24 protein-coding genes are annotated in these 25,755 nt (G+C 59.3%); 6 read left to right on the forward strand and 18 right to left on the reverse strand.

Annotated features, from left to right (window positions below; translation table 11 throughout):
* Positions 1–4: 4 nt before the first annotated feature.
* From AC3WLX_RS28280 to AC3WLX_RS28295, 4 genes are all read right to left on the reverse strand, one after another.
* Positions 5–883, reverse strand: a complete 879-nt coding sequence (locus AC3WLX_RS28280) for an ABC transporter permease (protein ID WP_492338456.1) — start codon at positions 881–883, stop codon at positions 5–7.
* Positions 884–1,069: 186 nt separating this feature from the next.
* Positions 1,070–3,475: an AAA family ATPase gene (locus AC3WLX_RS28285; RefSeq protein WP_492338457.1), complete on the reverse strand. Its 2,406-nt coding sequence runs from the start codon at positions 3,473–3,475 to the stop codon at positions 1,070–1,072.
* A 136-nt stretch (positions 3,476–3,611) separates the two neighbouring features.
* Complete coding sequence (locus tag AC3WLX_RS28290) at positions 3,612–4,118, reverse strand: hypothetical protein (RefSeq protein WP_291617774.1); 507 nt, start codon at positions 4,116–4,118, stop codon at positions 3,612–3,614.
* Positions 4,096–4,977 carry a hypothetical protein gene (locus AC3WLX_RS28295; protein ID WP_291617773.1) on the reverse strand — a complete coding sequence of 294 codons (882 nt, stop codon included), beginning with the start codon at positions 4,975–4,977 and terminating at the stop codon, positions 4,096–4,098. Before AC3WLX_RS28295 ends, AC3WLX_RS28290 begins: the two co-directional genes overlap by 23 nt.
* 186 nt (positions 4,978–5,163) lie before the next feature.
* Here AC3WLX_RS28295 and AC3WLX_RS28300 point away from each other — a divergent pair, with 186 nt between their 5' ends.
* Positions 5,164–7,893, forward strand: coding sequence for a tetratricopeptide repeat protein (locus AC3WLX_RS28300; protein WP_492338458.1), 2,730 nt, complete (start codon positions 5,164–5,166; stop codon positions 7,891–7,893).
* Positions 7,894–8,006: 113 nt separating this feature from the next.
* Here AC3WLX_RS28300 and AC3WLX_RS28305 read toward each other — a convergent pair whose 3' ends face one another.
* Positions 8,007–8,696: a metallophosphoesterase family protein gene (locus tag AC3WLX_RS28305; protein WP_492338459.1), complete on the reverse strand. Its 690-nt coding sequence runs from the start codon at positions 8,694–8,696 to the stop codon at positions 8,007–8,009.
* 356 nt (positions 8,697–9,052) lie between these two features.
* Between AC3WLX_RS28305 and gmd the strand changes: the two genes are divergently transcribed.
* From gmd to AC3WLX_RS28325, 4 genes are all read left to right on the forward strand, one after another.
* Positions 9,053–10,132, forward strand: coding sequence for a GDP-mannose 4,6-dehydratase (gene gmd / locus AC3WLX_RS28310; RefSeq protein WP_492338699.1), 1,080 nt, complete (start codon positions 9,053–9,055; stop codon positions 10,130–10,132).
* Positions 10,113–11,069 (forward strand): GDP-L-fucose synthase, encoded by a 957-nt coding sequence (gene fcl / locus AC3WLX_RS28315; RefSeq protein ID WP_492338460.1) that lies wholly within the window; start codon positions 10,113–10,115, stop codon positions 11,067–11,069. The genes gmd and fcl overlap by 20 nt, the downstream gene beginning before the upstream one ends.
* A gap of 181 nt (positions 11,070–11,250) precedes the next feature.
* Positions 11,251–11,871, forward strand: coding sequence for a S1 family peptidase (locus AC3WLX_RS28320; RefSeq protein WP_291623857.1), 621 nt, complete (start codon positions 11,251–11,253; stop codon positions 11,869–11,871).
* Positions 11,872–12,057: 186 nt separating this feature from the next.
* Positions 12,058–12,234, forward strand: coding sequence for a hypothetical protein (locus AC3WLX_RS28325; RefSeq protein ID WP_291623855.1), 177 nt, complete (start codon positions 12,058–12,060; stop codon positions 12,232–12,234).
* 71 nt (positions 12,235–12,305) lie between these two features.
* Here AC3WLX_RS28325 and gspG read toward each other — a convergent pair whose 3' ends face one another.
* The 11 genes from gspG to AC3WLX_RS28380 all read right to left on the reverse strand — a co-directional run bounded on the left by gspG (position 12,306) and on the right by AC3WLX_RS28380 (position 22,127).
* Positions 12,306–12,791, reverse strand: coding sequence for a type II secretion system major pseudopilin GspG (gene gspG / locus AC3WLX_RS28330; protein WP_291623852.1), 486 nt, complete (start codon positions 12,789–12,791; stop codon positions 12,306–12,308).
* A gap of 544 nt (positions 12,792–13,335) precedes the next feature.
* Positions 13,336–13,578 (reverse strand): hypothetical protein, encoded by a 243-nt coding sequence (locus tag AC3WLX_RS28335; RefSeq protein WP_492338461.1) that lies wholly within the window; start codon positions 13,576–13,578, stop codon positions 13,336–13,338.
* 946 nt (positions 13,579–14,524) lie between these two features.
* Entirely contained in the window at positions 14,525–15,145 is a 621-nt protein-coding gene (locus AC3WLX_RS28340; protein ID WP_492338462.1) for a prepilin peptidase, read from the reverse strand.
* Positions 15,146–15,153: 8 nt separating this feature from the next.
* The gene (locus tag AC3WLX_RS28345) at positions 15,154–15,780 is read right to left on the reverse strand and encodes a hypothetical protein (RefSeq protein ID WP_492338463.1); all 627 of its coding nucleotides are present in this window, start codon (positions 15,778–15,780) and stop codon (positions 15,154–15,156) included.
* Positions 15,777–16,382: a type II secretion system protein GspM gene (gspM, locus tag AC3WLX_RS28350; RefSeq protein WP_492338464.1), complete on the reverse strand. Its 606-nt coding sequence runs from the start codon at positions 16,380–16,382 to the stop codon at positions 15,777–15,779. The genes AC3WLX_RS28345 and gspM overlap by 4 nt, the downstream gene beginning before the upstream one ends.
* Entirely contained in the window at positions 16,379–17,506 is a 1,128-nt protein-coding gene (locus tag AC3WLX_RS28355; protein ID WP_492338465.1) for a PilN domain-containing protein, read from the reverse strand. Before AC3WLX_RS28355 ends, gspM begins: the two co-directional genes overlap by 4 nt.
* A gap of 85 nt (positions 17,507–17,591) precedes the next feature.
* On the reverse strand, positions 17,592–18,209 hold the full coding sequence (locus AC3WLX_RS28360) for a prepilin-type N-terminal cleavage/methylation domain-containing protein (protein WP_492338466.1): 618 nt from the start codon (positions 18,207–18,209) through the stop codon (positions 17,592–17,594).
* The gene (locus AC3WLX_RS28365) at positions 18,206–18,649 is read right to left on the reverse strand and encodes a type IV pilus modification PilV family protein (protein ID WP_492338467.1); all 444 of its coding nucleotides are present in this window, start codon (positions 18,647–18,649) and stop codon (positions 18,206–18,208) included. Before AC3WLX_RS28365 ends, AC3WLX_RS28360 begins: the two co-directional genes overlap by 4 nt.
* Positions 18,646–19,086 (reverse strand): GspH/FimT family pseudopilin, encoded by a 441-nt coding sequence (locus tag AC3WLX_RS28370; protein WP_492338468.1) that lies wholly within the window; start codon positions 19,084–19,086, stop codon positions 18,646–18,648. The genes AC3WLX_RS28365 and AC3WLX_RS28370 overlap by 4 nt, the downstream gene beginning before the upstream one ends.
* Positions 19,083–20,333, reverse strand: a complete 1,251-nt coding sequence (locus AC3WLX_RS28375) for a type II secretion system F family protein (protein ID WP_492338469.1) — start codon at positions 20,331–20,333, stop codon at positions 19,083–19,085. Before AC3WLX_RS28375 ends, AC3WLX_RS28370 begins: the two co-directional genes overlap by 4 nt.
* 12 nt (positions 20,334–20,345) lie before the next feature.
* Positions 20,346–22,127 (reverse strand): GspE/PulE family protein, encoded by a 1,782-nt coding sequence (locus tag AC3WLX_RS28380; protein ID WP_492338470.1) that lies wholly within the window; start codon positions 22,125–22,127, stop codon positions 20,346–20,348.
* 209 nt (positions 22,128–22,336) lie between these two features.
* Between AC3WLX_RS28380 and AC3WLX_RS28385 the strand changes: the two genes are divergently transcribed.
* Positions 22,337–23,152: a hypothetical protein gene (locus AC3WLX_RS28385; RefSeq protein WP_492338471.1), complete on the forward strand. Its 816-nt coding sequence runs from the start codon at positions 22,337–22,339 to the stop codon at positions 23,150–23,152.
* A gap of 9 nt (positions 23,153–23,161) precedes the next feature.
* Here AC3WLX_RS28385 and AC3WLX_RS28390 read toward each other — a convergent pair whose 3' ends face one another.
* A complete protein-coding gene (locus tag AC3WLX_RS28390) occupies positions 23,162–23,578 on the reverse strand; it encodes a hypothetical protein (RefSeq protein WP_492338472.1) in 417 nt (138 codons plus the stop codon).
* A complete protein-coding gene (gene gspD / locus AC3WLX_RS28395) occupies positions 23,575–25,581 on the reverse strand; it encodes a type II secretion system secretin GspD (protein ID WP_291623937.1) in 2,007 nt (668 codons plus the stop codon). The genes AC3WLX_RS28390 and gspD overlap by 4 nt, the downstream gene beginning before the upstream one ends.
* Positions 25,582–25,755: the final 174 nt, after the last annotated feature.

Consider the following 25,755-nt stretch of genomic DNA (forward strand, 5'->3'; position numbering starts at 1 on the left):
AATCTCAAATCTGGTCGGCAAACTCGCGCTCGGTGGAGCGGAATTTCCAAATTCCCAAGGTGAGCAGACCCAGCGCAGCCGCAACGCCAATGGCGAGGGTCGAAGCTTCGGGCGCCGGCGCACCCTCGATCAAGCACCACCTGAAGCCATCGATGACGGCAACCATCGGGTTGAGCGCGTAGAGGACGCGCCAGTCACTTGGGACGACGGAGGTGCTAAATCCAACCGGCGAAACGTAGAGGCCCAGCTGTACCAGAAACGGGATCACGTGCCGGAAATCCCTGTACTTAACGTTAAGTGCAGCGAAAAAGAGCCCGGAACCCAGGCTCAGGGCGAAAGCCAGCATGAAGAACAAGGGCAAATAGACAATGTGCCAGCCTGGAGCGACGCGATAGAACAGCATCAGAATCGTAAGTAGGACGATCCCGATCATAAAGTCGACGAACGCCGTAACCACGCTGGCGAACGGGATGATAACCCGCGGAAAATACACCTTGCTCACCAATGCGGAATTCTGCACGACGCTATTCGCCGCCTCACTGACAGATGAAGAGAAGAACGTCCACGGCAGCATTCCCACGAAAACCATGAGCGGATATGGGACCGCCACTCCGGATGGAAGCTGGGCAATACGGCTGAACACGATCGTGAATATGAGCATCGTCAGCAACGGCCGGATGACTGCCCAGGCAACTCCGATGACGGTCTGCTTGTACCGGACCGAGATGTCGCGACGTGCGAGGACGATGAAGAGCTCCCGGTAGCTCCAAAGGTGCTGCCAGTACCGCCGGTCGATCCCGCCCGGCTCGATCGTTAGGCTGTGCTTGTCCTGCGGGGCATCTATCAGGCGATGACCGTCCGGAGCGTTGTCTACGAGTGCCATGAGCTCATTGGGCCCTGTTCAGGGCGACTTAGAAGTTGTTCAGCCAACGCCACTACCGATCGTGGTGGAGTTCATCAGAAAAGGCCGCTGTTGCCGCGGAACACAATCTCCTATCCGCGCCGATGACCGTCGGAAACAGCAGGAGGTCATGAGCACGCAGCCCACGTATTGACCTTATCGGATTGATCACGCCGAAAGCTCGGCCCGTCCGTTCGCAGGCACGCTGCCCGGCGGTGTCCCGTAGGAGTATCCATAGTACATCCCGCCATACGTATCGTACCGCCCCATCGCTTCCACATCGACCTTGTTTAGAACGATACCGGCCGTCCGCTCGTACACGCCGGGCGCATGCCGCAGGGCGTACTGAACCGCGTCGATCTTCGTTTGCCCCCATTCAACCACCAGAAGGTAGGAGTCCAGAAGCTGCGAGGCGGCGCGCACGTCAGTCGCAGCCAACAGCGGCGGCAGATCAACGATGACGTAGTCGAAGACTTTTCGAAGAGCAGCGAACAAGGTTGCGGCCTCGGGAGAGGCAAGGAACTCGCTTGGAGAGATTGCGGCTCTCGCAGCACCCGGCAGGAACGACAGATTTGTTGCCGGATCCGTCCAAATCAGCTCCTGAAAGTTGGAATGACCATGGACCGCATCAACGACCCCGAGTTTCGCATCCGGGGACAAAGCACGCGACAGAGACGGATTGCGAAGATCACAATCGACCAGGATGACCTGCTGCCCACCCTGGGCAATCACGGTTGCGAGGGCAGCTGCAAGCGACGACTTGCCTTCGCCCGGGAACGCGGAAGTCACACCGAGGACCCGACGCGAATCGGATTGTCCCTCCAGCTCCAGGTTCAGCCTGATCATCCGGACCGATTCCGCGAGGATCGAATCGGGTGCCTGCTGGACCGTTCGCATCAGCCGGGAGGTCTTGTGTATCCGGCTCACCATCGTGTTTCGGATCACCTCTGCAACAGTTGGACTGGTGCGGGCCTGCAATGCACGCGTCCGTGGGTCATTCAAGATACCGAGCATTGCGCGGTCCGTGAGAACCGGAACAAGGCTCAGACACTGTAGCGACAGCGCGCTCTGCACCTGCTCCTTGGTACGGAAACCTCGATCCATCAACTCGCGGAGCGCACCAAAGCCAACGCCGATCCCCGCCCCAGCCAACAGGGTGGTCAACCAGATCATACCCCGCTTGGGACCGGTTTGATAAACCGCCGCGGGAGAAATCGCCCGCGCTTCCGTGACGGGCAGCGTCTGTTGCTGAACCGCCTCCGTATGACGTTGCAGGAAATTATCGTAGAGGCGCCGATAGCTTTGCGCGGTGGCTTCCAGGTTGAACAAGGTAATCTGCGCCTGGTTCACGCCCTTTGATTGCGCGATGACGTCCGCAAGAGTCTTCTCCGCCGTCGCCTGGCGCTGGCTGGCGATCTCGTATTCGCTCTTCAGTGATTCCCGAATGCGGACCAATTCGCTCATCATCGAGCGTCGGATGTCCCTGATCTGCTTTTGCAGATTCACGACCGCCACATGGTTCTTGCCGTATTGGGCTGACCACGACAATTCGCGGTTTACGAGGTCAAGGTACTGCTTTCGCAGCTGCCCGATGATGGAGTTCTGCATCGCGTCGCTGGTGGTCTCATCGGCCGCCGCAATGGTTTCGTCGAAACCGGAATCCGCACTGGACTGACCGGACTTGACGACGGCATCGATACGATTCAGGCGGGCCTGGATGTCGGAGACGGCGGCCTTGCTCGACGCGAGCTTGGCCGTGGCATCCATCATTTCCTGGTCGTTGACCAGTTTTCCGCCGGCTGCCACGATATTGTTCTTCGACTTGAACTCCAGGACCGCGCGCTCGGCATTGGCAGCATCCTCCCGCAGTACCTGCAGTCTTTCCAGGAGCCAGTCGCTCGCGCGGCGATTGGCTTGGTACTTCGCGGTCAGTTGATCGTAGATGTACGCGTCCACCATCGTGTTCGCGACCTTCACCGCCTGATCCGGGTTCCGCGAACGAAACTCGACCCGCAGCATGTTGCTAAGGCCTACCCGCTTCACGTCAATACGGCGTGTGAAGGCCCCCTGCGCCTCGCCGATGCGCTCAGCTTCGCTTCTCTGCCGATCGGATTCTGCAAGGCCGACGGCGGTCAGCGCTCCGCCCAGTCCGATCCTCTTCAGTCCCGCGGTGACGCCAAAATACTCGAGCATGGATGCGAAGACACCAGGATCCTCTCGCAGGAATTCGGGGTCATCAGCGAGGCGAAGCTGCTTGACGACATAGGCGGCGACGCCCTGGGACTTCAGTACGCCGATCTGGTTCTCAACCCAGGAAGGATCTCGCGAGGCGTCGGGGACCAATGAATTGGGAAATAGCTGGGTCACCCGGGGATCGACCATAATGGTCGACGAGGAGGTGTATGTCGGCTTGGAGAAGAAATGATTGATCGCGCCAAATGGAAGAGCGGCAGCAACACAAACAGTAATGATCATCCATCGGCGGCGGAGAAATCCGATGACGGTGTCAACCTTTTGGGCAAAACTTGGCGCCGCCGCAACGGAGTGTGTGGGCGATCCTGACGTCGAACGCATTGGTACAATTTCGTTCACAGCAAGTTCCCAAAGCTAAAGTTAAAGGACACTGTTGCATTCAAGCAACAGGCAATATTTCATTAAATATACCGCGCTGCCGCATGGAAAGCGACATTTATCTGGCAATCAAGTTAATTCAAACCGACGGCGGCCCCCGATCGACGGCCGCCAGTTCATCCCAGGGCAAAAAGGATGCATTGCAGCTTCTTGGCGAAATAATCGCGTATACTGCTCTTTGTGTCGAGCTTATTCCAAGTTCTCGCAAGATGCGGCCCCAAAGGAAATCCGAGACAGTGCGCAAAGTCGGCTGCTCGTCGTAGATTTTGCCGCGATACAGGACGAAGACCTCGTCGCCAGGGGAGGCTTGACGTCGCACGAGATCGCGGTCCCAACCCATTGCCGGCGAGCGAACCGCAAGGATGCGGCAAACGCCCGTGGACGCAATAATCGAGGCTTGACCCTCCGCGGCATTTTCCACGACCGAGACCCTGAAGTGCTGTCGGGTGAGAAAGTCAGCCAATCTCGATTGCGCCGCGGTCGCGGGGTTTTCGCTGGAGGTCGCCGGCTTCAGCAACAACTTGAAGCCGAGCGTCGATATTAATGCTGCCCCCAGCAGAAACTTAAATCCGCGCGAATATTTCACGTCTGGCTCCGACAAGGCTGAACGTGACCATTAATATCAGCATGACTGTATTGGTCACGAGATCACCCCATTGATTATGGATCGCTGCGTACCAGGATTGCCCTAAACCCATCAGGCTGATGCGCGTGACATTGACTGCAACGACAGAGAGACAGGCGAGGCCGGACCAGAGCAGATCGATTTTCGACCATGAATGCCGAACCCATTGAGAAATGCTGATCCAGCAGAGAAACGCCAGCGACATGTTCGCCAGCGACGAACAGGGCGCCAATACGATCATGTAGCCAGAGTCGTCCGCAAAACGCACCATGTTTCCGGCACGCGAGGAATCCAGCACGGTCGCGACCAGCAGCGCATCGATATCAAGGATGGTCTTGGCAAACATCTGAAACAGCAGGCGGCTCCAGAACATCGGAACCGCGAGGGCAAATAGAATGATGGCGCCTCGCACCCGATCGGGATTATCGGAGGCGAACAGCACGATATAGACGCTAAGACCCGTCACAGCGATCCAACTCAACGGATAGATCGGAAGCGCTACCAGGATCAAGAAAACTGCAGCTATCGCGACGTCCCATTTTCCGATCTGCTGGATCCCGACGCCCTGCCTGGCGCTGGAGAACATCATCGACAGACCCGCAAAGCAGGCAAAAAACACGACAGCGTTGATGTCTATGCTCAATGCCGACGCCAACGCGCTATCGGCGTGAATGGCCTGGATGAAGCGGCCCAGTAGGCCGTTGGCGCAAGCTACGACGTAGAGGGCACAAAACAACTCATCGCGCTGCAGGCTCAGCCAGGCCGGTCTCCCCTCGGCTCGGCTCGCAGTTAACGAAGATTGGACAACTTCTATTGACACTGCAGGCTCCCGGCCCCTTGTATAAAACCGCTTCAAAAGACATGTAGAACAATGATTTCTTCTGTGCTTTTGGAGTAGCACAAAACCGTCGGCATCTGCCAAACACTATTATGTAAAACGATTAATCTGGCCGCCGAAAGCGCGAAATGATGACCTTTTCAGGCGGTCACTTTTGAGGGTTCCCCAATGCGGCGCGCTCCCACCCTGTTAATGGCCCTCCTGGTGCCGCTCCTCGTGGCGGCCTGTGGCCGCCCGGAGACCAAGGCCGACGCCCTAAAGGACCTGCTGACAGCGGGCGAAAATGCCCGCATTAACAACCAGTTCGACGTGGCGGAAAAGAACTTGAGGGCAGCCTTGCGGCAGAGCCCGTCCCAACCGGAAGCCATCCGTGGATTGGCTCTGCTCTACAGCGAGCAAGGCCAATGGCCGGTTGCAATTCCGTTCCTGAAGCAGGCTGCCGAACTGAAGCCGGACGACGCAGAAATTCAAACGAAGCTCGGCCTCGCGCATCTCCTGACCCGGGAGTACAAGGCCGCCCGGGAGGTCGCGACCAGGGTGCTCGAGCTATCGCCCAAGCAGGAGGACGCAGCGATTCTGCTTGCCGATAGCGGCGACACCAGCAATGCCATCAGCGACATCCGGGGCATTCTGGACGAGTTGACGAAGAAGAACGGCGATCAAGCGGGCTACCACGTGGCACGCGGCGTGCTTGAGGCCCGCCAAGGCAACGACCCAGCGGCCGAACAGCAATTTCAGGAAGCGCTCCGCCTTGATCCGAAATCTTCCGGCGCGCTGACGGCCATGGCCACGCTCAACTGGAAGCGAAAGGATTTGACCGCCGCCGAGACCGCATACCGTGCGGCGGCGGAACTCGAGCCGCCGCGATATGCTGCCACGATCCGTTATGCTGACTTCCTGATTGCCACCAACAATCAGGATCGTGCGCGCGACGTCCTGCAGAAACTGAACGAAAAATCTCCGTCTTATCTGCCGCCCCGCGTGATACTGATGAAGTTGGCATGCTCTGCCAAGCAGGATGAGGCGTGCGTCAGCCGGGTTCAGAACGTGCTGTCGCAGGATCCCATCAATTTCGATGCATTGTTGATCAGCGGAAATATCAGCCTCGAAAAGAACGATCCTACTGCCGCGATACGATCATTCGACCAGGCGCTCAAGCTCAGCGGCCAGAGCCCTCAACTCTTGTATAGCCTCGCGCGCGCGTATCTGATGGTCGCGCGCACCGTCGACGTGGTCAATGCGCGCAAGTACGTTGACAGCGCCGAGGGCCTGCTCACATCCTCCCTTCAGCTTGCACCTACCTTTGATCAGGCAGCTCTTCTTCTCGCCGATCTGAAGATTCGCAAGGGCAGCGGAGCGTCTGCCGTCGATCTCCTCACCCCCGTGATCGCCCGGCAACCGGGCCCGGAGGCATATAACCTGCTCGCTGCTGCCTATCTGTCGCAGCAAAACACCGACAGTGCGCTCGAGGTGTACCAGCGGATGGCCGGACTGTTTCCGAGAAATCCGCTTCCGCATCAAGCGATGGGTGCGATCTATGTCGCCAAGGGACAAGCAGCAGAGGCGCGGCAAAGCTTCGAGAAGAGCTTGTTGGTCTCGCCCGATTTCGGGCCTGCAACGGAAGCGCTGGTCAACCTCGACGTACAATCCAGGAATTTCGATGCGGCGCTGGCGCGCGTAAAGCAGCAACTCGACAAGCATCCCGCAGAGGCCCAGTGGTGGGGCTTGTCCGGCAAGGTGAAGCTTGACAAGGGCGACTATGACGGTGCCGAGCAGGACCTGGGCAAAGCGCTCGAGATAGACCCCGATCTGGAACTCGCCCAACTGCTGCTCGGGCGAACATATATCGCTGCGAAGAAGCCTGAGATGGCGATCAAGAAGCTCACGGAGATCACGACCCGAAAGAAGACCGTGGCTCCGCTCATTCTCCTGGCCACTCTCCAGGAGCAGCAGAAGAATATCCAGGCCGCGCGAGAGGCTTATGAGGCTGCGCTGGCGGTGGCACCCAACAATGCGATGGCGCTGAATAACCTGGCTGTCATTTACTCCAACCAGGGCGACATCGAGAAGGCATCGGACCTGGCCAAGAAGGCCCAGGATGCAGCTCCGAGCGACTCCCGGGTCAGCGACACGTTGGGTTGGATCCTGTACAAGAAGCACCAATACCGCGAGGCGTTATCGCTGCTGCGTGACAGCGCGTCGAAGAACCAGAACGATCCGGATATCCAGTTTCATTATGGAATGGCTGCCTACGCTACCGGCGACGAGAGCGCCGCCGCAGCTGCTTTCGCAAGAGTAGCGCAATCCCCAGTCGATACGCCGTTTCGATCAGAGAGCCAGCGCCGTATCGATTTCCTGTCCATGGAAGGCGGCGGCGCCGCACCGGATGAAACTCGGATCAAGGCTTTCCTGAAGGACTATCCGGACGATCCCGTCGCACTCAAGCGAATGAGCGAGCTCGCCTCGAAAAGGGCGGACACCGACGGCGCCATCCAGGGATACGAGAAGCTGCTTGCAATGTACCCGGAGTTCGCACCTGCTGCGCGAGAACTCACACTGCTGTATGCCGGCAAGACGGGTAACAATCCGAAAGCTTTGGAAGTAGCCTCGAAAGCGAGGCAGAGCTATCCGAGCGATCCCGAGATCGGACGGGCGGTTGGCATTCTTCAATTTAAGGCCGAAAACTATCCGCGCGCGGTCGAACTCTTGAAGGAGGTCGTCAGCAAACGCCCTGAGGACGCAACCGCGTACTATTTCCTTGGGAAGAGCTACCACGAGCTCAAAGACCGGCCGCAATGCAAATCTGCTCTCGAGCGCTCCATTGCTCTCAATGTCGGGGCACAATTCGCAGAGTCTGCAAAATCCGGGCTTGCCGATTGTACGGACCCGTCACAATAGCGCGGTCTTCGCGGCGCATGTTCAGCCGTTAGCTTCGTTCGGCTCCCAAGGCAAGCGGCTGGCCCCAACGCTCTCGCATGCCTGCAAGAGGCCTGCGCGCAGTGAGGGGCCACCTACCGGGAGGTCTCGATCTCCAGAATTTCGCGGGGGCCGCCGGGCCGCGCGTCATCGAAAACACCGATGGCCAGACGTCCGGTTTTCCAAGCCATGCAGTCGAGATTGGTCCGGCCAGCGGTCAGAAGAGGGCCGGAAGGGTTCGCGTCATGTCCGTGCACAACGTGACGTTGGCCATGCCCCTGCTCGAACTGGGGCTGGTAGCGCTTCCACAGAAGAGTGCGCTCGGACTGCGCTTCCAGGGGTTGATCGGGGTCCACTCCGGCGTGCACGAAGATTCGCTGCTGATCCACATGGATCCGAGGCAGTTGCGCGATGAACTGCAAGTGAGCCGTAGGCAATCGTCTCAGGTCGGCAGGGTTTGCCGGGTCGAGGCCATACGAAGCAAGCGTCTGCGCGCCGCCGTTCTGCATCCACCATTGGTGTTTTGCTTGACCGAGGCAAGCCGCTAGCATCATCACCTCGTGATTGCCTTTCAGGACAATCAGCCGGGGATGGCGATCCGGCCAGTTCATGATGAGCTCAAGGACTTCTGCGCTCCGTGGACCGCGGTCGACGTAGTCGCCCAATGTGACGATTCTTGCTTGCCGACCCCTCGTATGGTCCATGATCCGATCCACGGCCAGTTTGAGCAGGTCTGCGCAGCCGTGGATATCCGGGATCGCATATGTAAGTTCAACACCAGCCACTGCTGCACCGTATCGTGATCAAAACGCCGCTTCGGCTGGAGCACAAAGAACGAGGCGCTGGACGGCAGCTCCATTCGGCCCGCCCCGTCACCCGTATAGCATCCGCTCGTGGGGTCATAGGCCTAGTGCGCCGTGGAACTCAGATTCCAAGCCGAATGTTAATTTTTGGGCAGCTGGGGCATATTTGATCAGCTGAGCGGCGAGATTAACCCAACCGATCGACAGTTCGACCGCCGCGAAGGGGACTATTCCAATCTATTTCAATGTCGCTTTGAGATGAAGTAAGAGGAGAGGGTCGACCTTTTGCGTCGTGACCACCCTCCAAGACCAATTTCTCTATTGGATGTGTATTGAACATGCATACGGCTTCCAAACGTGTTGCGCTGATCACCGGAGTTACGGGACAAGACGGCGCCTATCTGGCCGAGTATCTCCTGGGACTCGGCTATGCGGTTCATGGCGTGAAGCGGCGCTCGTCATCGTTCAATACGGCGAGGGTCGACCATCTGTATCGGGATCCCCACGACGAAGACGTGCCCTTCCTCATGCACTATGGGGACATGACGGATTCGACGAACCTGATCCGTCTCATGCAGCAGATCCGGCCGACGGAGATCTATAATCTCGCGGCTCAGAGCCATGTCGGGGTGAGTTTCGAGAGCCCGGAATACACTGCCAACGCGGACGCGGTCGGAGTCCTTCGTATCCTTGAGGCCATTCGCATCCTCGGGATGGAGAAGGAAACGCGCTTCTACCAAGCGTCCACTTCCGAGTTGTTTGGACTTGTGCAGGAAATCCCTCAGAAGGAGACGACTCCGTTTTATCCGCGTTCCCCCTACGGCGTCGCCAAGCTTTACGGCTATTGGATTACTGTGAACTACCGTGAAGCGTACGGCATGTTCGCCAGCAATGGGATCCTGTTCAATCACGAAAGCCCGCTTCGCGGAGAAACGTTCGTAACGCGCAAGATCACTCGCGCCGTCGCGAGAATCGAGGTCGGCTTGGAGGATACGCTTTATCTCGGAAACCTCGACGCACAGCGCGACTGGGGACACGCGAAGGACTACGTCGAGGGCATGCACCTCATTCTGCAGGCGGATCGACCTGACGACTTCGTTCTTGCAACCGGCGAAATGCATTCCGTCCGCGAATTCGTCGCCGCTTCCTTTGCAGAAGTGGACCGCCGGATCGAATGGCAGGGGAAGGGAGTCGACGAGATCGGCATCGACAAAAAAACGGGCAAGGTCCTCGTGAAGGTCGATCCGACCTATTTCCGGCCCACAGAAGTCGAGCTCCTCATTGGCGATGCTTCCAAAGCACGGCAGATCTTAGGATGGAGTCCGAAAAGAAAATTTACCGAGCTGGTCTCCGAAATGGTCGCCAGCGATCTGACCGCGGCTAAGCGGGAGGTTGCCAATGGCCGAAGCGCCGTTTGAACTGAGAGGGAAATCGGTCTTTGTCGCCGGCCACCGCGGCATGGTCGGCTCTGCACTCGTCCGCCGTTTGGCGCCCGAAGGAGTTCAACTCCTGACGACGACACGGAGCGAACTCGACCTCCGCGACCAAGCGGCCGTGTTCTCGTGGTTCTCTGCCAATCGTCCGCAGGTCGTCTTCTTGGCCGCAGCGAAAGTCGGCGGCATCGTAGCCAACAACACGCTCCGGGCGGAATTTCTCTATGAGAATTTGGTCATCATGAGCAACGTCGTTCATGCCGCGCACGTGAATGGCGTAGAGAAGCTGATGTTTCTGGGGTCTTCCTGTATTTACCCCAGGCTGGCTCCTCAACCCATCAAGGAAAGCGCGATCCTGACGGGCCCTCTGGAACTCACGAATGAGCCTTATGCGATCGCAAAGATCGCGGGCATCAAGATGGTCGAGGCCTATCGTCATCAGTACGGTGCCGACTTCATCAGCGTGATGCCAACCAACCTCTACGGCCCTGGAGACAACTACCATCCCGAATACAGCCATGTCGTGGCGGCCCTGATCCGCCGCTTTCACGAAGCCAAGCTGTCGGGCGCGGACCAGGTCGTGGTGTGGGGCACGGGGACGCCCCAACGGGAGTTCCTTTATGTCGATGATCTTGCGGATGCATGCATCCACATCATGAAGGTCTATTCTGATCTGGATCTCATCAACATCGGCACCGGGCAGGATATCACCATCGGCGAGTTTGCCCGGTTGATTGCGGAAGTGGTGGGCTATCGTGGACGTATCGTCTTCGATACGACGCGCCCAGACGGCACGCCACGCAAGCTGTTGGACGTAACACGACTGGAAAAGCTCGGTTGGCGTGCTCGAACTTCACTGACGCATGGCATTCGCCTTGCTTATCAGGCATTCCAGGAGGAGACGGCGGCTCGGACTGGCTGACGGTGCTCGACACGCCGCGCGCTGGCCTCTCGTTCGAGCCTTGCAGTTTGCCAGGATGCCTCATTATGACGCTCCAGTCGCGAAACTAGCCGGCAAGTTCCGCATGCCGTGGTCTCGGATTACACAGCTCTTCGCAGCCCTCATAAGCCTGACGGCCGGCTATAATCCTGCGATGGCACAAATGGCGGAAGACACCCTTCCGCCGTTTGCCATCAACATTCACCGGACGCCGACGCAGGATTGGCCGGGCTACGGCATCTATCTTGGCAGGGGGTATTTTCTGACTGCCGCACATGTCGCGGGCCAAGCCTGGCTGACGAAGCCGCGGGTCGTGATCGAAGGTCGGGAATACCCGACTACGATGGTCAAGGAGGGCACCTTCGAGGGGACGGATCTCACCCTTCTTTCGGTCAAGGAAACTCTCCTGCCGATGCGTCTAGCCCTGCGGAGAATGCGGTTGTGCGCCGCCGTTCCAGCGCCGGGGGAGGACGTCGTGACGCTCGTCCCGGGTAGGATCGAGCATTCCCGCATATTTCCTCCGCAGATGATCCCCGAATCGGCACGCCGCTTCAAAACGGCCATAGCGGATGTGGCTCAGACCGGAAATTCCGGCGCAGGGGTGTTCGACCTTCGGCGTCACTGCTTGGTCGGAATCATGAGCCGCAAGATCTCCGAGGTCCGCCGGGAAAGATTGACCGGCAAGAACGATAGTCGGGACATCGCGAAATACTTCGTCCCCGCCCCTGAAATCGGGGCCTTTCTGCCTCCTGGCGTGCTGAGCGGGGTCGATCAACAGAGGTAAATTATTACCTAGATTGTATCACTCGCCGGCGCGCTGGTACCTCGAAGAGCGGCACATTCGTTGCAGGAAGCCAACCATTGGAAGCCACGTATTTGCCGGAAGCCATGCAGTTGCGTTCACTAGACCGTGAGCGAACCAAGGCAGGACTTCTCGGGACCAACGATCATTAACGGCGAGGACACATCCATGCAGCGCTCAAAGCCGAACAAGACAAGTCTTGCGCCCTCTCCCGAATCAACACGGGAAAGCCTGGATGTCGCTTACGCTCAGGTCGTCAGGCTGCGGCAGGAGATCGTCGAAGCCCAAGCAGCGCTGAAGCCCGAGGCAATCACCCGGTCAGCACCGAAAGAACTTCGGACCTGATGCCGCAGGCGCGGCGCTTCTCCGTGGCAGCGAGCGCGGGAGGCCGTAGAGAAACTGCCGTTGGGAGCGCATCAGCTTGACCCGTTAGCCCATGACGCCCGCGTGGAGCGTGCGTCCGAACTTGCTTTTTTTGCGCCCTTTCCGCTCGGTCCCAATGAATAGACGTTGTACTCGCCCTGATCAGTGACGGCGTATTGATACGGCCGCCCCCACGGGTCCAGGAGGGTTTTGGTATTCTTCAGGTACGGACCGTTCCAACGGGGCGCCTCCGGGGGCGCTTCGACCAACGCCCTCAAGCCGACGTTAACGCTCGGATATGCGCCATTCTCCATATAGTACATTTCAAGGGCGGTGTTGATATTCTCGATCTGCAATTGAGCCGATTGAGCTTTCGCCTTTCCGAAGTATCCCATCAATTGCGGCGTGGCGACGGCCGTGAGGATGCCGATGACCCCCATAACCACCAAGAGTTCGAGCAGCGTGTATCCCGCATCGGCGCGGCCCCGCTTGCCTGCCCTTCCAGTCAGCCCCTGTCCATTCCGAACGATCTCCGACACGGTCCAGCCTCCGAATTTGTCTGCTGTTCATTTTGGACCAATCCTGATGCGAAGTTGTGTCCAAAGACTTGACATCCCAGAGACGACGAGATCGGAGTGAATTTCGCGTAACCCTATCAGCTAAAATTTCATAGACGGCTGGGCTTGCAGACCGAGCGTCTGTCTAAAGCAAGATTTGAATGAATCGTCATCGCTTTAGGTGGTTGTTCGCGCATGATCGCTCCGGAAGGCCGCTTCGCACTTTCCGGATCATGCTTTAGGCCTCGGTAGCGCTATTAGAGCGTTAGTTCAGAGTGCCGTCCCCTGTGAATGTCGATCCACATTCGCTCCCTCACGACGACACTGACTGCGCCCGCATGCTGTCGTCTGGCAAACAGAATCCTCGCCGTCGCGATCACGGTCTACTCGATATCTTGATCATTGCGGTGTCAGAGCCCTGTGGGCGCGCTCCTGCCCTTCCCTTCAAATCAGGTAGGCGAGCGCAGTTAACCTCAATGTCGATGTCAAGCTTAACCGCACGTTTCTGTTGTAGTTAGAAGACCGTTCAATAAGTTCGCCGCTGTTGAATTCGCGACCGAACGCTGACCAGGCAGTCGTCCGACATTGCCGTCAACAGCAACTCGGAAAGCAGCGTGGTCACATGCGTCTCCTTGTTGAAGTTGACCTGTATCAGGCCGCGCATGAAAAGGACGATTTTGATGGCGGTAGCAAAGAAGCGGTCGAGGGCAAAGGCCGGCGATCCGAGGCAGCATAACGGCTCGCTGCAGGCTTTGATCGCGGAGGTCATTTCACTTCGCGAAATGGTCGCGAAGGCCGAACGCAAGGCTCTCAATCGCCAGATGCAGAAAGATATCTCCGCAGAGGCGGCGACCGCCCGCCGGCCGAAGGATTGATTCCTGAACGAATTGACAGGATCTGCGCGTTCATCTGACCGACCGTGTCGGCTACGCCACGCCCGCCAGGTTTCAGTGATGGAACAAAGGTCCCGAGCTCGGCTTTCTCTTCACCCGAGCGCGACTAGATTGTAAACTCGATAGAGAGCATTCGGACTGGCCTCAATTTCGATCCTTGCTGATCAATACAAAGTTTTCAGGAGAGCTAAAGGTGACACTTCGGCGACACAGTTCTGCTCGTTGCGGCCGTCAACCCACACGAAAGTCTTTGCAGGTGCGCTACGCCGAAGTCTTGAAGTTACGAGAGGCGATTGATCGAACCCAGGCCAAGCTCGTCCGAATCACCGATACCGGGCGACGTACGGCAAAATGAACTTTCGCCGGGCAACTCAGTCGCAACGGCGGATTGTGCGCCATCGTAGCCCGAGGCTGGTCCGTACCGGCCTTCGTAAATCATAGCACATCGCACCGACGGCCCACCGGCCGTAAGTCGCATATTCGCCATACCCGAACGGATAATCATAGCCATCATCCAAAGGATTGGTCGTGAACGCGTCTCGCATGACGGGCCATGGAGCGCGGAGTGCCGGGCCGACAAGAACGCTCGGACCATAATAGAACGGCATCTGCGCCTTCGCTGGGGAGGAGCACGAGAGGCAGGCCGCGACAATCGCTAGCGAGGAAGCCAATCGCATGGTGTACAATCCGGTCCGCTAAACAGCGTTCGAGTAAAGACAGATCGCTTGTTCTATCTTGCCGGCTTGCCGCCATACAGCAGAGTTGGTGCCCCTGGTTAATCGCAACTGGTCATCCAACCACAAATTGGCTGGATGGACGGGACTAGACGCTTCCGAAACCCCAGAGCTTATCGAAATTCCAGGTCAGCCAGACGCCGGTCGCGAGATGCGGGCCAAACGGAATGGCCGGCCGGCCGCCAACCTCGTATCGTTCGGTACCGGAGAGCAGGATGGCCACAAGCGCCGACCCAACCGCAATCAGAACTGCTCCCGGCAAGGCTTCAAAACCAATCCAAAGGCTCGCGGCACTAACGAACTTCACGTCACCGAATCCAAACCCGTCATATCCGCGCAACCAGCGGAAGGCGCTTCGAAAGGCAGCAACCGCAACAAAGACCGCAGCCGCTTCGAAGACGCCGATATGCACCGCGGCGTCATGCGCCAACGCATATTCTGCCACTCCACCGGCGACGAGCGCCAGGTTGAAGCTATCCGGAATGATTCCGAAACGCGCGTCGATGGCACACACCGCCAGCAAGACCACGAGCAAATAGAGCCCCGAACACAACACTGCCGGTTCGATCGTGCCGAAAACCAGGCTCGCAACGAGCCAGATCGAACCTCCGACCAGAGACCAAGCCACAACGGCATCTTGCCGTCGCGCACGCCGGAACGTCAGCCCGTCCGCGAGGAAGCGGCCAATGCGTCTGGTGGTCTTGCGCAAGGCGCAGTTCACTTTGATAACACGCTCCGCTTCAGCGCGAGCGTCTGGCCTTGGCCTTCGAGCGTGACCTGCTCGGGTTTTACCTCGATAAGTCGCCAGCCATCGACATCCCCATCGACCTGGATCCAACGGCCCGTCGGATTTTGAGCTGACGTGATGAATGCTTTTTGCAGCGACCCGCTGATCAGGACGCCTCTGAGAACGATGTTCGTATCCAGTGTTGCGACGGCAGGGTTGACGGTTGGAGACGAAGCATCCGCCGACGTGTCTATGATCGCGATCGATGCCTGCCGCGTCCGCGCGAAGACAGGACGCGCGGTGACATGGTCGTAGGCCTTCTTCTCACGCGCCTTGCCCGTCGAAACGGTGGAGGAGACCGCTCCCAACGAAATCGAAGGAGCCATCACCGACACTTTCAAGGCGAGGATTGCGGCGATTGTGACGATGCCGGTCAGCATGATCGACAGCCGTAGCCCGGTCATGAGATAGCGCGACGCCGGCGGGAGTTCGGCAAATGCATTCTTGGACGGCAGCATCGCGTCGATGGGCGCAGCAAGGCTGCGCGCTCGCGGGACACTCCGCAACCAGATCATTGCCCGCTGAGCGCGGCTGCCTTGCACAGCTTCCCCGGTCATTGCTGTGTCCTCGTTCCAGTCAGGTCGGCGGCTGTTTGATCCTCCTTCATGCCCGGCGGCTTGCCGCGAAATTCCTGCATGACACCCTCGACCTTGAACTCCGCCCGAAGCATGGCTGCGTCGCCGTCACTGGCCGGCCTCAGGGAGGCGTCGGTAATGAACAGAAATGGAGACTGATCCTCAATTTCCGCTATCACATCCCGCACAATTCCGAGCGATCCCTCAAACTGCAATCCGACTGCAACCGTCCGGGATTGTGCGATACGACCGCCCTGCAATCCGCGAAGCCCGAGCACGTGCGCGCCCTTGGCGGTCGCCATGGCTTTCAGCCTCGCTTGCAGATCGGCACTGATGACGCGTTCCTCGTCGCCAACCATGAAGGGTTGCGTGCTCTGGACACCGCGCTTCTCCATCACCTGTGCTTCGCCGGTGATACGCTGGAGATACGCCAACTGTACGAGGCTATCCTGGATCTCGTCGTTTCTGGTCGAGAAATGCGAGAGCACCGGGCCGACGAACAGAAGGAGCAAGAGCACCAGCCCGACCGCATTGAAGGCCAGGAACGCCCGCCTGCTCACCTGCCTGGCAAACAAGTCCTTCATTGCTCTGCCTTCCATCCCGTCTCGGCTGGCCGCGCCAGTAGGCTATTGCGCAATCGGAACCTGATACTGAATCGGTCCTTGCCTTCATTGGCATCAGGAACGATGGCGGCGATCAGAGTCGCGCCCGAAAACATGGGCGACCGGTCAAGAATTCTCACAAGATGGGCGGCCTGCGACGAGTAGCCGGATATGGTCACTTGCCCCTGATTCATTCTGAGTTCTGTCAGGAATGTATCGTCCGGCAGAGCGCGGGACAGTTCGTCCCAAACGGCCAGGAAACCACCATCGGCTTTCAGCGCGAAGAGCCGCATTCTTTGGCTGGACTGGCTCTTTCCTCCCTGCAGGCTGGCTTTGGCGTCCAGGAGTTCGGTATCCAGCTCGGCCGCCAAGCCGGCCTGGTACCATTCGAAGATCATGAGGCCCAAAACCACTGCCGCGAGCAGGGTTAGCCACAGGGACTTTATGGCGCGAGCTGCCTCCGGCGCATTCGCCCCTGCATCGGGTCGGATCTGAACCACAGAAGCGAGCCGGCCATCTTCAGTCCGAACAGCCAGAAAATCGATCTCTTCCATCGCAATTGCCATGGGCGCGATCGCCGCTGTCGCCCGCTCTCGCGCGATGATCCAGTGGCAGTGCGGGCCGGCGCCGTCGCGAGACGCATTGGGGATCGGGCTGGCAGCGTGCCAAACGTCCGTGAGCCGAAAGGGCGTTCGGCGGACAACTTCCTGATCAAGTATTTGAGGCAGCGAAGCGAGAGCCTCCCCGGGAATGTTCAGATTTCGTCTCAAGAACAAGTCTTCAGGGAGAACAGCAGCGAACAGGACTTGATCACGTCGGAGGCCGAGTTGCGCGAGCCATTCGAGCAGCGCGGAGCCGTCGAAGGCAGCCGCGGGGAATTGCCGCCGAACCGTACCCCCGTCCCGGTCCAAATCACATGTGACGACATCGTCACTGCGCGATACAAAACACGTCGGCCGAACCTTGCGGTTGAGCAAAGGGCGCCACCTGGCCGGGACAGCCGCCCGAAACTCGGCCATCCACCAATGCGCGAACTGGCGCCAGCCGAGCGCAAGAGTCTCCCGATCAAGAGGGCGGATTTCCGAAAGGCCGACCATCGCGCGCATTGTTCCTTGGCAAGAGCCCTAGCTCGAAGAGCATATTTACTAAATCTTTACGAAGGGTAACGAACCGTTGCGGCTCGCCGATTGCTCAGCCTTGTCGAAGTGCAACCACGGCACGGGGACCACTTGTTCGCCCGTCTTCAAAGTCGACCATGATAGAGACCAGGTTAGGCAAGCTTTGCGAGTTCCACTCGGTCTGCCAGACCGCCTGCCCCGACGCGCCGAAGTATCCGAAGTGAACGGCGCGAACGCCGCGAAGAATCACAAGCGTCGAAATCGGCGACTTGCCTTGCTTCGGTCCGTCCGAACGGCGGGTTATCGTGAGCACGAGGTCACCGCCGACGCGCCGTAGATCCGCCCCGTAAGCGCCGCCACGAAGCGCGCGCCCCTCGCTCAGCGCGACAAAGCGGATCTTCTCTTCACTGCCTTCGAACACCGCAGAATTCTTTTCGTCGATAGGATAGGGCAGCGCCGAAGACAGCAAATTCAGGAGGCTTTGGATCGCCGCATCAGCTCTTGCATCATTGCCGCTAGCCCGATCGGAATCGAATGCACGGCGGCCTATCGAGAGCCCTCCCACGATGGAGCCGGCAAGCAGAGCAAGGATCGCCATCGATACGAGGAGCTCGATCAAGGTCAACCCGTGCTCGGCCGCGCGTGAGCGCATGGGGCGCCTCGGTATGCGCTTTCCGACGAATCCCATCATGGCGCGATCCGAGGCGCAAGTTTCAGGGCCGATAGCCGCTCCTCGCGTCCATCCGGCGAGCTAACCATGACTTCGACCCAAACGGGAATGACGGCACTATCGGCCTCCTTGGCGACATTGCCTTTCCTTTGCTCGCCTTCGATCGTCGCGCGGGTCACAGTCTCTCGCCAAATGAACTGACCGACTTGACCCTGTCGCTGACCGACCGCGAGCTTCGACACGATGCCGGCCGCTTCCAAACGCGACTGCGCAATACGGTTCATCACTCTGCTGTTGCGGGCTTGGGTGTCGGAACGCATGGCGACAGTGATCCCGACCAGTATGGTACCTATCCCCAACGCCAGAATTGCAAAAGCAACGACAATTTCGATAAGGGCAAATCCGTCGCGCCCGCCGCTCCGCGCTGGATCGACCCGATTGTGAGCAAATCGGCGCATCATCGACCCAGGACCGGCTGGCCAGTAAACCAGTTCACCGCTATCCGCCGGGTGTAGCCCTGGTAGCTCAGCAAAACGTCTCCGCCACTGGACTGACCGTCCGGAAAGAAGCGAAGCGCGCCCGTGTCGCCGCGGCGTTCTGTCTCGGCGATCGTCACTGCGATGCTCATCCCTTTCGGAAGTTTATGCATCGCATTCCGATAGCCGAATTCCGCATTCACCGGATCGATCGCAACGACAACGTCTGTGTTGGCCGCCATCGCTCGAGACCGCGCGAGCTGGAACGTGGCAATCATCGACCGAGCCGTCCTTTCGACGCGGGCAGCGGCATTCTGCGGGCGCGCCATTACCGCTGACGCAAGGATGAGCGCCATGATCCCAAGGACCACCAGGAGCTCAATCAATGTGAACCCTGCGGACGAGCTTGACCGAAGCCTCATTGGATCGCCAGATTGTTGATCGAGAGGACGGCACTCATCACCTGCATGATCAGCGCGCCCACAGCGCCGCCGATGACGAGCGTAAGAACCGGAGTCAACAGATTGACCATTTGCTCAATCCGGCGCTGCAGTTCTCCGTCGAGAGTGGTCGCAATCCGGATCAGCATGGGTGCGAGTTGCCCGGACTGCTCTCCGACTGCAATGAGTTGCAGCGCCGCCGGTGGCAGAAGGTCCGTCCCGGCAAACGCCTGGTTCAAAGACACGCCTTCTGGCACGCGCGCGATTGCGTCGGCATAGCCTGCATTCATGTAACGATTGGAGACCAGCGACCTGGCAATCTGCAGCGCGGTCATGAGCGGCACTCGCGCATCGAGCAACGTACCGAGCGAGCGAGCAAAGAGGCCGGCCTCCCGCATCTGAAGCAGCCGGCCCAAGACGGGAGCCCTGGACTTGATGCGATCCAGCCCCAGCGCCACACTCGCGTTCCTCCTGATTCTGTACCAGAGCATTGCGCAGACCGCCGCCCCTCCCAACAGACACACCGTCAACGGCAGCCAATGATCGGGAACACCGGCCAGGACTCCGAGAATTCCCGGCAGCGGCAAGCCAGCATCTGCAAAGATCGGTGACAGGTTGGGGATCAGCACGAAGACGATCACCGCGACGGAGGCGAGTGACATGAGAAGGAGAATGACGGGATAGACCAGCGAAGATCTGATCTTGTTACGAATCTCGAGGCGCTTCGTGAGCATGTCGCCAATCTGCCCCAAGACTTCGCCGGTGCGTCCACTGGCCTCCCCCGCGCCCACGATCGCCACGTAATCCTGCGGGAAGATCGCCGGCCTGAGCCGCATGGCTTCAGAAAGCTGAGCCCCGCCCAGGATCTCCTGCAGCAGATCACTGGCCAATCGGGCGCGTTTAGGCGACGTACCCGGCCCAGCCAACACCCGAAACGAGACATCGAGCGGCAAGCCCGAATTGACCAACGCAGCCAGTTCAACGGTGAAGGCCGTCAGCTCGCTCAGACCAAAATGATTCGATCGCACGAATTCCCGGCGCCAAACCGGCTGCGTTTTCTGTCGTGCCGAAGCTCGCACCTCGTCACCAGCCTCGGAGAGCGAAGTCTCGAATGGAGTGAGCCCGGCGGCATATAGCGCGTCGATGGCCGCATCGGTTCCCTCAGCCGCTATGGTCCCCGCCGTGACGACCCCCTGGGCCGTATAGGCTCGATATCGATAGGTCGCCATCGTAGTGCTCCTTCATGTCGTGCGGGTAACGCGAAGCACTTCGTCCAAGGTTGTTTCACCGGCCGCGACCTTCATCAATCCGTTCTCGTAGAGACTTACGAAGCCGGCAGCCCTTGCCAGGTTTTCGAGCGTCAGTTGATCGCCACTTCTTCGGCCGATCGCCTGTCGTACATCGTCGTTGACGACGAGCAACTCGGAGACGGTTGTCCGGCCGCTATAGCCTGTACCACCACAGGCTTCGCATCCAACCGCCTCGCGGCTATCGGACCAATCCACCACCATGCCTTCGGGGGGCGCGATGGTCAGCGTGGCCGGGATGCCGCCGTGATCGACATGCCGACGCGAGCAATGTCGACACAAGCGCCGCACCAGGCGCTGTGCCATCACTCCCGAAATTGTCGACGCGAGCAGGTAACGTTCGAGCCCGATGTCTATGAGGCGTGTGATCGCTGCGAGGGCGCCGTTGGTATGCAGCGTGGAAAACACGAGATGACCGGTCAGAGCCGCCTGAACCGCGATACGCGCGGTCTCCACGTCGCGGATCTCGCCGACCATGATAACGTCGGGGTCCTGACGCAGGATTGCGCGCAGGGCAGAAGGAAAATCGAGCCCGATCTGTGGCTGAACCTGAACCTGGTTGATGCCGGCAAGCTGGTACTCGATAGGATCTTCGACCGTAAAGACCTTCAGCTCGGGGCGGTTGAGGTGCTTCAGCGCAGTGTACAAGGTCGTTGTCTTGCCGCTGCCGGTTGGTCCCGTCACCAGGACAAGACCATTCGGAAGCGCCATCAGACGATGAAGGTTTTTCTCCGTAACTTTGTCCAAGCCGAGCTTCGGGAATTCGAGCTCGACGCGAGTGCGGTCGAGAATGCGTAGGACGAGGCTCTCCCCGAATGCGGTTGGTATCGTCGATACACGAATGTCGACCTCGGTCCCTCGAACCGCGGTCTTTATCCGTCCGTCCTGCGGCAGTCGTCGCTCCGCGATATCCAGCCTGGCCATGATCTTGATACGCGTCGTCAGGGCAGCTCGAAGTGTCGTAGGCACGGATCGCTCGGGCCGCAGGAAGCCGTCAAGACGAATGCGAATTGCGACTTCGTCGCGCCCAGGCTCGACGTGAACGTCCGAAGCACCCCGCTCGACGGCATGCGATATGATCTGGTTCACCAATCGTATGATCGGCGCTTCGTTCGCGATATCACGCAGCCGCTCGACGTCCGGCTCGTTTCCCTCGTTGCCGCCGGTCGCCGCTATTTGTTCGTCGTCAGCCTGAGATGCCGGCTCCTGGTCCTGATAGACGTCCCGGAAGGCGCGTTCGATGTCGGCAGGCGCAATTACGGCGAGGTCGACGCGAATGCCCAGCATGTAGGAGATCGAACGACGCGCTTCGTCGTCGAATGGATCCACGACGGCCAGCAGCAAGGACTCTCTCCCGAGCGCGACGGGAAGAGAACGGCTCGTTTTGAGAAACGTCAAGCCCAGCCGTTCGGCCAGGACCGGCCGCGCCGGGATATCGCCGGGGCCGACCACGGCCAACCCGCAATAGGATGCATAGGCGCTGCACAGGTCGACCTCGGACACCAAGCCGAGCTTCACTAGAACGGTGTCGATACGTTCCGAAGCCGCTTCCGCCGCTCGCCTGGCTCGCGCGACCGCACTCCTGTCGAGAATTTCTTCAGCGACGAGGTGGCCGGTAAACGCTTCTGCAAAGTTTGGATCTTTGGGGGTCAGCCCCACCCCGCCGCCCTCTGGCAGATGCGCATGCCGCGGCAATTCCTGAACACTGGACGGCATCTCGTGCTCGTGGACCTGACCCGTTAGAGATACCCGGGAATCCTAGAGCGGTTTGGTTAACACATGCTGTTTGACGGATCGTTTGCCATTTGTGTCTAGTTTGGCCGAACCCTGTCTGCGAGCCTGGCAAACCGCTCGAAATGCAAGAAACTCCCCGCAAAAGCCTCCTTCGGTCGCTGTTACATCGCCATCAGCGCGGCTTCGCCCTCGTGACGGTGATCTGGGGTTTGGGATTGATCCTCCTGCTGGGGGGAACGCTCGTCGCAGGGGCGAAATATCGCAGCAGGATCGCGAGCGCGGACACTTCAATCGCCAGGGCGGCAGCGGCGGCCGAGAGTGCGATCAATTTGGCGATCGCGGCAACATTGATGCCGGAGGGAAGGACAAGGTTTCCATTGCAATGCAGGATGCCGGGCGGTGAGCGCGCCTTCGTCACGGTAGAGGAGGAGATCGGCAAGGTCGATCTCAACACCGCGTCCAAACCCATTCTGGAACGGCTGTTCGCTGCGCTCGCAAGTGACAAGGCCCTCGGTGAGACAATATCCGGAGAAATCCTGAGAACCAGGAGCACCACGCAGAGCAACACGCCAAGGCCCGGCACCGAGGCGGGTAACCCATCACCGTCCACCACGAACGGCAAGCAAGGTCCTCGGCCCGGAATCACCAGTATCATGGAGCTGGATCAAATGGCCGGAATGTCGCTCGGGCTATTCAGGAAGGCGCTACCGTTCATTACTGTTGCATCCGGCCGTACTTCGCCTGCAGGCGAAGCGGCCTCTCCGGCCCTGATCGAGGCGCTTGGGCTGAGCCCTCCGCCTGCTCAACCTCGCCGGATCTCGGCATCAGGCAGTGTCACCATACGCGCGGACGTCACTTTGAGCGATGGATCGAGACAAGTCCGCGAAGCGCTGATCGACTTCGAAGGCGGAACCCAGCTACCCTATGTGATACGCGAATGGCGACTAGGCACTTCGGCCTCATCGCCAACGCAGCAACGACGGCTGCCGCCCTGCGTGAGAATCTGACATCGAGCCCTAGCCCTTCGAATTCAGTACCACTGGCGGGCGAGACGCACGTGCCGATTCCTCGAGGCGCTCACGCTCCGCGGCAACGGCAGGACCCGGTTCGATGACCGTGCAGCCTTTGGTGCGTTGCAGGTCAGTCAATGCATCCAAGCGCTTTCGCTCGTCGAGCAGTTGCTTGGGAGCATCGAGAGGAAATCGTTCCGAGTCGTAGCCCGCGAGCGGACCGGCAGCGAGCCAGTATTCGAAACGCGCCGCACGCCTCACCGAGTACCGAAACGATGCGGCAATTGCGTTGCATGACATCGATTCGTCGACCGGCAGCACCATATAAGGAGAGGGCGGAGCGAAATTGTAGTAACCCGTTGCACAGCCGCCGAGGGTCCACACCAAGACGGGAAGCAGGACCACGCGCAACGCGGTGCTCACGGGACCACCAGCCGCTGCGCCGTGTTGGCGAAACTGCGCTCCCGGGTCGACGTATGAGGCATGTAAACATGCATCTTCCGTCGATATTCCTCCGTAACGAGCCGGCTTTCCGTCGGATCACGCACGACCTTCGGTGTGATGAGGATGACGAGCTCGGTTTTCTGGACCGAGTTGCCTCTGTTCGCGAAGAGAGCTCCCACGACAGGAATGTCGCCGACGATGGGAATCTGCGTGCTCGTCCTGTTGGACTGATCCTGAATCATGCCGCCGAGAGCGAGGACCTCACCGTCGCTCACGACGACGGTCGTCTTCACACGCCGCTGCTGAATCGTCGGCGAGTCGATCTTGGAAGTGGTCGTCTTCACGACGTTACTGACTTCCTGCTCGATGTCCAACTGAACTCGACCGCTTTCATTGATCCTGGGAGTTACCGCCAGGATGACGCCGGTATCCTGCATCGTGATCGAATTCACGATCGCCGTATTGGCAGTGACCGTACTGGTCGCGGTCTGAGTGGTGATCGGCACCTGATCGCCGATTTGCAGTCGGGCAGTCTTGTTGTCGAGAACCATCAGCGAAGGTGTCGAGATCACGTTGACATGGGTAAGAGCGTCCAACGCGCTAAGGGTGGCCGCGATGCTCGCGGTGTTTACAGCGTAGTTGAATCCCGGAAACGCTGCAGCGACCCCTCCCGTGAGAGCGCTGGAGAATGTGGCGGTGGGCTGCCCCTGCTTCGCGAGTTGCCATTGCAATCCGAATTGCAGATTGTCGTTCAACGTAACTTCGGCGATCACCGCTTCGATGAGCACCTGGCTCGCAACGACATCGAGGCCCTGAACGACGCGCAGGACGCGTTGATAGTCCCGGTCGTTGGCCATGATCAGCAACGAATTCTTTGCTTCGTCGGCCACGATCTTGAGAACGGGCTCCCCCTTCGAATCTGCACTGCCGCTCTCTTCGGACGGCTCCGCTGCGAGGCTGTCGGGATCCATGTCCGCCTGGCGAGAGTTGGACTGCGGATCCCCCCCTCGTCCAAATCCGCCGGGTCCGGCCGAGTCCGCCGCAGTCGCGACACCGTTCGCTCTCTTCATGTCGCCAAGCAGACTGACCTGCTTCGAACGCGGGGATACGTTCCTGGTCGACGGTCGCACCACCTTCATCTCGTTGGAGAACATGGATTGGAGAACCGCCGCAAGCTCTGCGGCCGTTCGATTCTGCACCTGATAAATGTGCAGCTGAGGCTCGGTTCCGCTTGCACGGGAATCCAGCCGTCGGATCCACGACTGAGCGCGAGGGAGATAACTTGGATGGGACGTTATGACGAGAATTGCGCCGAGGCGATTGTTCGCGACAAATTTCACGCGCCCTTTCAGCGGCCCTTCCTTGTCCGACGAGAAGACCGCCTTGAGTTCGTCCACCATCTTTTCCGGCTGAGAGGCCTTTACCGGGACAACCGCAAACGACATTCCCTTCATCACGTCGACATCGAAGATCGCAATCGAGTCGAGCATGTTGTCGATTTCCGAAGGTGTGCCCTTCAAGGCCAGTATGTTACGTGCGTCGTCGGCCTGAACTATCGCTCCCTTGGGCACCATCGGCTCAAGCACACGAGCGACCTCCGTCGCGGCGACATATTTCAGTTGAACGACCCGGACTCCACTGCCCGGACTTGCTCCATCGCCTCCCCCGCGAACGGTGGCCACGATACCGGTAGCCGCTTGGTCCGTCGGGACGATCCGATAGACGCCCCGGCTCTGCACAAGTGTTGCACCGGCGGGTGCCAACGCTGCTTGAAACAATTCCAGCGCTTCCGCCTTCGTGACCGGCTTCGTCGTTTCAACCGAGATCACACCGTCCACACGCGGATCAAGGATGTAGTTTACGCCGATCAGGTCTCCGAGGACGGTTTTTGCCGCCTGCTGCAAGGGGACACCGGCGAGATTGAGCACGACGGTACCGTTGGCTGCTCCCGCTGCCGGCTTCTCCGGCGAGACGCCGATCATTTGGCCGTTGCCACCCTCCGACGTCGGAACAGCCCGCGACGACCGTGACGGCAACGGGACCGCGCCTGTCGGGGAAGGATCGGTCGCTTGAGCGTAGGATTCGAGCGACACAGGTTGAGATGATAATCTCGGCCGCGCGTCGACGGTGAGACCCACGACACCCGGCGAGCTGCA

The organism is Bradyrhizobium sp. FW305-F6 (genome assembly GCF_058782905.1).